We start from the raw sequence: 7,674 nt of genomic DNA on the forward strand, positions 1-7,674 counted from the left end.
TGCTGTTCTGCTGTATCGGCGCCTACAGCCTGCAGAACTCGACCTTCCACGTCATGCAGGTCGCCATGTTCGGCGTGCTTGGCTACATCTTCGTCCGCCTGGGCTGCGAGGGCGCGCCGTTCCTGCTGGGGCTGGTGCTGGGTCCGCAGATGGAGGAGTACTTCCGGCGCGCCATGCTGCTATCGCGCGGCGATCCGATGGTCTTCCTCGAGCGGCCGATCAGCCTCGGCCTCTTGATCACCACCGCGCTCCTGCTCATCCTGATGGCCCTGCCCAGCATCAAGAAAGCGCGCGAGGAAGCCTTCCAGGAAGAAGGCTGATCCGGAGCACGGATCCGTCCAGCTGCAATCAGCTGGACGGACTACTGCTGCTCCGGCGTGCCTATTCGGTAACGACGCCGCAGGCGACCCTGTCGCCGGCATTGCCGGTGGGATCGGTCTTGTAGTCGTCGGAGCCGGCATGGATGATGATTGCCGAGCCGTCGGCGTCGAACAGCGAGTTCGGCTGCCCCTTGACCAGCGAGATCATCGGATTGGCGATCTCGATCACGAGTTCGCCGCTCGCCGGAATATGCAGGTTGGGCATGTCGCCGGCATGGCTGCCCTCCTTCGCTTCCAGGCCATGCTTATGGCTGGCGGGATTGAAATGCGGCCCCGCGCTGGTGAACGGCGGCTCGCACTTGCCGACGGCATGGATATGGAAAGCGCGCTCGCCCGGCGGCGCTCCCTTCAGCGACATCTTCAAGAGGACGCCGTGCGGAGTCTGGGTCAGCTGGACCTGACCGACGTCCTTGCCTTGGGCATCCTTCAATGACGCCTTCGCCGTCTGGGCGTAGGCGGGAAGCGACAGCAGACAGCTCGTTAGCGTGACTGCACAGAACCAGCGACCAAAAGGCATCGACACCTCCATGTGACTTGGGATCGTACCATCAAGCGCTGGCTTCTTCCTCCACCGTCGAGCGGCCGAAGCGGCGCTGGAAGAGGCTCATCAGCATGAAACCCGCCTGCAGCGGGATGCCGAACAGCACGATGCCGATGGCGAACAGCACCAGCCGGTCGTTGAAATTGGCCAGCTGCTCGGCTTGGCGCAGGATGACGGTGATGCCCTCGGTGACGCCGATCGCGGCACCGGCGCTCGACGACATCACCATCACGAAGAACGCCCGGGTGACGTTGGGCAAGAACAGAAGCGCCCCATGCGTCGCGCCGGCGCGCAGGTGCCTGATGGCGTCGACACCGGCATCGGCGACGTAAGCCGCTGAATAGGGCACCAGCGACAGCGCCACGGTCATGACGCCCGACAGCGCGAAAGGCACGCCGAACAGGGTCGCGTCGCGCGGAATGGCGTTCAGCAGGAAGAACATGACGACGAAAGTCGGCGCCGCCCGCATCAGCGCGATGATCGAGACCGTGATCGCCGTGAACACGCCGCCGGCCAGCCGGCCGGCCGCCAGCAGCAGGCCGAGTGCCAGGCCGATGATGAGCGCGATGGCGGCGATCTCGAAGTTGACCGCCATGCCGGCCAGGAACCTCGGCAGGAAATCGCTCGACAGGTTTTCCCAAAGCGCGTTCATGCCGCGACCTGCCGGTTCTCGAGGACCTGCCGCAGCTTGCCGCACAGCCAGACCACCACCATCACCACCGCGGTGTAGAAGACCAGCAGGATCGTGTAGGTCGTGATCCGGCCGCTGGAGAACGATGTGATGTCGGTGAGCGAGCTCAGGAGCTCGGGCGCACCGATGAAGCTCGCGATCGGCGTGCCCTTGGACGCGTTGACCAGGAAGGCCACGATCTGGGTCGCCGCGCGGCTCAGCGCCCGGCCGAACAGGCCGGCGTTCGCGCCTTCGGCGCGCAGGCTCCACATCGCCTCGCCGATCGCCTGGCCGGCGTTGGCCCCGTTGGTCAGCCCCAGCGCCGCGATGGCGGCCGCCAGCACCGTCTCGGTCGACAGCGCGAACAGGCTGTGCGCCACGGTGGCGGCGATCACCAGCGTGAGCACGATGGGCGAGGACTGCAGCGCTATCGTCAGCAGCCGCGCCGGCCAGCGCAGCACGAAGGAGCGCGACCCCATGGCCGCGCCCAGCATCAGGGCGAAGATCAGCGTCGCGGCGAGCGCGCCGGCAATCAGGATCAGGGAATAGATCACGCCGTCCTTGAACAACGACCAGGCCGGCGCCGTCTTGAGCATCGGCAAAGTGACATCGACGCCGGTACGCTCTTCGACCCATTGCTCGAAGCCGGTCACGTCGGCCGCGAAGCTTGTCGGCTGCAGCGCCGTATTGAGCGGCGGCAGGACGCAATTGGGATTGCTGGTGCCGCTGTCGGTGTTGCATTCGGGCTTGCGCCAGACCTCCTGCTGCTGACGCAGGAAGCCCAGCCGGATGCTGTGCAGGCGGCCGATGTCGACGAACAGGCCGTCGCGATGGAAGACCTGGCTGATCAGGTCGAGCGCACGCGCCAGCTCGGCGCTGCCTTGGCGCGCCACGGCCATGCCCCATGGCACCTGGGCGAAGCCGAATTTCTGGAAGTATCGGGAATTGAAGTCTTCGTCGGTGAAGTACTTGGCGAAGAAGCTGTCGTCCTGGGCGGCCAGCGTGCAGGTCTGGTCCTTCAGCCGATCGGGCAGGACGCCGGCCTCGTCGAACAGCATGAGCCGCGCGCCCTGCGACACCAGCTCGGCGTTCGAGCCATTGCCGACCGTGACGCACACGGTGCGGCCCGGCAGGTCGAGCATGCTGGCCACGGGAAGCTCGCGCGGACCGACGACTGTCGTCTCCGAACGGTAGTAGTGCGGGCGGATGAAGCGCGCCTGACCGTCGCGCTGGGTGTTGTGGCCCATGGTGGCGATGGCGAGGTCGATGCGGTCCTCGGCCAGCAACGGAATGCGGGTGGCGGCATTGACCCGCACGAAGTCGACATCGACACCCAGCATGCGGCCGATCGCCAGCGCAACGTCGACCTCGTAGCCCTCGCGCTTCTCGCCGGCGCGCGTGGCGAACAGCGGATAGTAGTCGCGAATGCCGACGCGGATCTTCTTGGCGCACAAGATCTTGATCAGCCGGTCGACGTTGGGTTGGCTGCAGGCCTCCGGCACCTTGGCGCGCGCCTCCTTGAGCAGCTCGGCCAGGGCGGCGTCGGGGGTTTTGGCGCGGGCGGGGGCGACGGCAGCGACAAGCAGGCAAAGCACAATCGCTGTCGTCCTGAGCGCAGCGAAGGACCTCATCCCCGCCGCCATGAGATCCTTCGCTGCGCTCAGGATGACGGGAGGCTTCAACTTGCCACCCCGTCTCTTACAATCTCGACGATGTGCATCTCGCCGAAGGCGTAGGGTCCGTAGCGGTGGATCGAGCGGCCGTCCGGGACGGCGAGCACGCTCGCGCTCATGCGCGAGAGCTTGTCCTCGGGAATGTAGACCAGTGTGGTGAGCGCGATGCTGAGCGCCAGGCCGAATCCCGCCAGGATCTCGCGCGAGCGCTCGATGTCGACGAAGGCGTTGTGGGTGATGATGGCGCGACCGCCACCGGCAAGATGCGCCTCCAGCCCCTCGAGAAACGGATCGAGCAGAGCGCGGCCGTTGCTGCCGCCGGCGCTCCAGGTCGGCAGGCGACCGGGAACGTCGCTGCGCTCCATGGGGAAGTGAGGCAGGTTGGCGACGATCAGGTCGAAGCGGCGTGCGGCGACCGGCAGCCACATGTCGCCAAGGTAGAGCTCCGACGTCTCGCCGTGGCCGAGCTCGGCCAGCAACAGCATGCCCGAGGTGACGGCGTCCTCCTCGATGTCGATGCCGCATAGCGACGCCGCGCCCAACTCGCCCAGCGCCGCCAGCACGACGCCGCTGCCCGAGCCGACCTCTAGCACCTTGGCGCCCCGCACCGCGCCCGACTTCGCCTGCAGCACCTGGATCAGGGCCGCCGTATACTCGCTCGGTCGCAAGGCGGCGAGCGCAAGCTCGGCCTTGGCGTCCTGCACCAATCTGGGCTTCAGCACGTCAATTACCCCCAAAACACATACGTCCCGGGCACAGTCCCCACCAATGCCCTTCGCACCCAACGGCACCTCTCCTTATGCCGCGACAAGCCGTTTGATCAACGTCGACGCCACCGGATCGTCGGGAAATTCCGCCAGTATCTCGCGGTAGCGGCGCGCTGCCAAAGCGTAGTCCTCCTTGACCAGAGCCTCATAGGCAAGCCGCGTCAACTTGGCTAACCGCTGGGTCTCGGGCGTGGGCTCCAGACCCGGATCGTCGGCGCCGTAGACGCCCATCAGCTCGTAGATCGGCACCTTGGAGCGCCGTCCCTTGACCGTGACGTCGTCGATCGGCCGCACGCACAGCCGCTCGCCTGCCTCCTTGAACACCGAATGGCTGACCAGGATGCGGGTGTTGAACTCCTTGTTGGTGCCTTCCAGCCGGGCGGCGACGTTCACGCCGTCGCCCATCACGGTATAGCTCATGCGCTCCTTGGAGCCGATGTTGCCGACCAGCACGGCATCGCAATGAATGCCGATGCGGACCTTGAGTGGCTTCAGCTCTTCGGCATGCCAGCGCTCATTCAGCGCGTCCATGCCGCGCTGGATGCGCATCGCCGCCACGCACGACCGCCAGGCATGGTCGTCGAGCAAGGCCGGCGCGCCCCAGAAAGCCATCACGCCGTCGCCGATGAACTTGTCGATGGTGCCGTGCTCCTGGTTCACGGTCTTGGTCACGAGCTCGAGGTAGGCCGAGACGCGCAGCAGCAGCTCCTGCGACGGCACCTCCTCCGACATCGTCGAGAAGCCTTCGAGATCGGAGAAGAAGATGGTGAGGAAGCGGCTATGGCCGCCCAGCTCCAGCTTCTGCTCCGACTGCAGCAGCTGCGTTACCAGGCCGATCGGCACGAAGGCCGAGAACGACTTCACCGCGGCATCGAGCGTGTCGATCGCCTTGGACAGCACCGAGATCTCGCGGATCGCCGAATTCACCGACGGCAGCTGTTCGGTTCCCAGCTCCTGGATCTTGCCGACCTTGAAGGCGAGCCGCTCGAGCGGCGAAGAGACCACGCCAGTCATGAAGAAGATGACGACGACCTGCAGGGCCATCGCCATCAGGCCGAAGATGGCGAGACGAATGTTGTTGGCCTGGAACGCGCTGGTGAAGTCGGCGAGCGGCGTAATGATGAAGAGCTGCCACTTCTTGCCGAACTCCGCCGGCATGGTGGCCAGGCTCGCGACATATTCCTTGCCGTCATTCGCGAAGGTGTAGAGGCCCTCGCTGGCGCGCGGGCGGGCGCTGTAGGCGAAGGCCGGCAGATCGTTCTCGAGCGCGGTAATGTGCAGCAGCTCGAGCTTGCCCTGCACATTAGCGTAGGTCTTCGACAGATCGGACGCCGCGATCACGCGGCCCTGGTGGTCGAGCATATAGCTCACGGTGCCGGTACTGATCTTGCGCTCGGCGAGATATTCGCCGAGGCCGGCCAAGGTCATGTCGATCGCCGCCACGCCTTGCAGCTTGCCGGCCGAGTAGAAGGGCGCGGCTACCGTGAATCCGATCAGACCGAGCGTCGCGAAGACGTCGGGATCGGAGATCATTTCCGTGCGCGCCTCGGCCGCGCTGCGATACCACAACCTGCTGCGCGGATCGTAGGCGGTGGGCTCCTCGCTCGCCCCCAGCTCCTTGAGATCGGCGTCGAGATAAAGGAAGTGATCAAGTGTCTGCTCGCCTGCCCTTGGGAGGATCCAGCGATAGGCGTACTGCGAACCTTTTGGCGGCAGCTTGCCCTGGACCTTCACGTCGGCGTCGATTCGGCGTGTCTGGCGGAAGCTGCCATCTTCCAGGCCGACATACACGCTGACGATCTTGGGGCTGTGCACCAGGACGGTCTGGAAATACTTGAAGCAGCGGCTCGACGCGTAGAAGTCGGGAAACTCATCGCCGATCGCTGCAGCCGAACGGGCCAGCGACTTGATGGGATTGAAATCGTCCTGGATGTTGTCGATCGCCTCGTTGCGGAAGCGCTCGACCAGCTGCTGCGCATGGGTCCGGGCGATGCGGTCGTTCGAGAGATACGTGACGGTAATGATCGTGAAGAAGACGGGGACGGTGAGGACCACGAACGACGTCAGAATGCTGGGCTTGAGCCGCATATTGCGGAAGATGTTCATGAACCAGCCGTCGTGGAGCGCGCTCTGTCAGCCGCTTTTTGAGGGGACGATTGATTCTAGCCCATTGACCCTTCACCGTCCATGCAACGTTCGCTCGGTTTAGACCGGTGGCCGCCTCGTATGCCAGTCCGTTACCTGCTGGAAGGCGTGGCCGGCCGTCAGGATTCCTGCTTCATCGAAGCTGCGACCGACGATCTGGAAGCCGACCGGAACGCCGTCGGCCGTCATGCCGCCCGGCAGGGTGAGCGTGGGATGACCGCTCATGTCGAGCGGGGCGGTGTAACGCAACCGGGAGGCGATGGTCTGCGGCGTGCGTGCTTTCATGGCCGCCAGCGAAGGGGCGGCCACGCCCATCACCGGCAAGAACAGCAGATCGATCGAGGCCAGGAGCTGCTCGAGCTCGCCGGCCACGCGCGCACGGACGAGCTGTATGCGGGTGAGCTGCAGGCCCGTAAGGCCGCGGCCAAGGTCGAGCAGGGCCGCGAACTCGGCGCCGTATTCGGCGCGCCGCGACGGAAAGGTCGCCTCATGCGCGAATGCCGCCTCGACACCGCACAGCGCCAGCCATTGCATCGTTGCCTCATCGAGCTCCGGCAGCGTGACATCGACCAGCTGGGCGCCCTGCTGTGCCAGGGCCGCCAATGCACCGTCGAGCGCGCGTTGGCAATCGGCATCGGCGTCGATCAGGTTCTTCGGGACCCCGATCCGCTTACCTTTTACGCCCGCTGCGGTCGCGGCGGCGTAGTCCGGCACGGGGTGCGGCGAGGCTGTCGGGTCGTCGGGGTCGGCGCCGGCGATGACGCCCAGCACGATGGCGGCGTCCTGGGCGCTGCGGCACATCGGCCCGACATGGTCGAGTGATTCGGCCAGCGGAAAGACGCCGGCGCGGCTGACGCGACCCCAGGTCGGCTTGAGGCCGCTCAGCCCATTCATGGTCGAGGGGAAGCGGATCGAGCCGCCGGTGTCGGAGCCAAGCGAGGCGAAGCAAAGGCCCGCCGCGGTCGCCACGCCCGAGCCGGAGGACGAGACGCCGGTCCAATAGGCAGCGTTGAACGGATTCACCGGCAGGTCGACCGACGGGTGGTGCAGGCCGTAGGCGCCCTCGGTCATCTGCAGCTTGCCCAGGATCACCGCGCCCGCCTGCTTCAGCCGGGCCACCACCGTCGCGTCCTTCGCCGGCACATGATCGCGCCGGATCGCCATGCCGGCGGCCGTCGGCACACCTTCGGTATTGCAGAGATCTTTTACGGCGATCGGCACGCCATGCAGGGGGCCGCGCGACTTGCCGGCCGCGGTCTCGGCATCGAGGCGCCTGGCGTCGGCCAGCGCGCGCTCGGGCGTGACCGTGGCGTAGCTCTTGAGCTTCGGGTCGAGCGCGCCGATACGATCCAGCATCGCCTCGGTCGCCTCGACCGACGAAAGCTTGCGCGCCTTCAGCCGCCGGGCAACCTCGTCGAGCGAGAGATAGTGCAGATCGTCGGTCGGCATAGGCTCTCCCTCATACTCTTCCGGACCGCGAGCCTCCGGCTCGCTCATG

Annotated in this window: 7 protein-coding genes; 1 reads left to right on the forward strand and 6 read right to left on the reverse strand. The window is 66.0% G+C overall.

All coding sequences use genetic code 11. The annotated features are described in order from the left end of the window. Positions 1-320 (forward strand): tripartite tricarboxylate transporter permease (locus RSO01_RS45110; RefSeq protein WP_174825999.1); only part of this gene is annotated, 320 nt, incomplete at its 5' end. Positions 321-381: 61 nt separating this feature from the next. On the opposite strand, the gene RSO01_RS45115 is transcribed toward RSO01_RS45110, so the two are convergent. The 6 genes from RSO01_RS45115 to RSO01_RS45140 all read right to left on the reverse strand — a co-directional run bounded on the left by RSO01_RS45115 (position 382) and on the right by RSO01_RS45140 (position 7,625). Next, complete coding sequence (locus RSO01_RS45115; protein ID WP_147157177.1) at positions 382-897, reverse strand: superoxide dismutase family protein; 516 nt, start codon at positions 895-897, stop codon at positions 382-384. 31 nt (positions 898-928) lie between these two features. Then, complete coding sequence (locus RSO01_RS45120) at positions 929-1,573, reverse strand: hypothetical protein (RefSeq protein ID WP_147157178.1); 645 nt, start codon at positions 1,571-1,573, stop codon at positions 929-931. Continuing rightward, a complete protein-coding gene (locus RSO01_RS45125; RefSeq protein ID WP_170303862.1) occupies positions 1,570-3,222 on the reverse strand; it encodes a transporter substrate-binding domain-containing protein in 1,653 nt (550 codons plus the stop codon). Before RSO01_RS45125 ends, RSO01_RS45120 begins: the two co-directional genes overlap by 4 nt. Positions 3,223-3,269: 47 nt before the next feature. Next, a complete protein-coding gene (locus RSO01_RS45130; protein WP_170303863.1) occupies positions 3,270-3,986 on the reverse strand; it encodes a methyltransferase domain-containing protein in 717 nt (238 codons plus the stop codon). A 75-nt stretch (positions 3,987-4,061) separates the two neighbouring features. Then, positions 4,062-6,137 (reverse strand): adenylate/guanylate cyclase domain-containing protein, encoded by a 2,076-nt coding sequence (locus RSO01_RS45135; protein WP_147157181.1) that lies wholly within the window; start codon positions 6,135-6,137, stop codon positions 4,062-4,064. 99 nt (positions 6,138-6,236) lie between these two features. Continuing rightward, positions 6,237-7,625, reverse strand: coding sequence for an amidase (locus RSO01_RS45140; RefSeq protein WP_147157182.1), 1,389 nt, complete (start codon positions 7,623-7,625; stop codon positions 6,237-6,239). Positions 7,626-7,674 lie beyond the last annotated feature (49 nt).

The sequence above is a fragment of the Reyranella soli genome (genome assembly GCF_007992495.1).
Classification (GTDB): Bacteria; Pseudomonadota; Alphaproteobacteria; order Reyranellales; family Reyranellaceae; genus Reyranella; species Reyranella soli.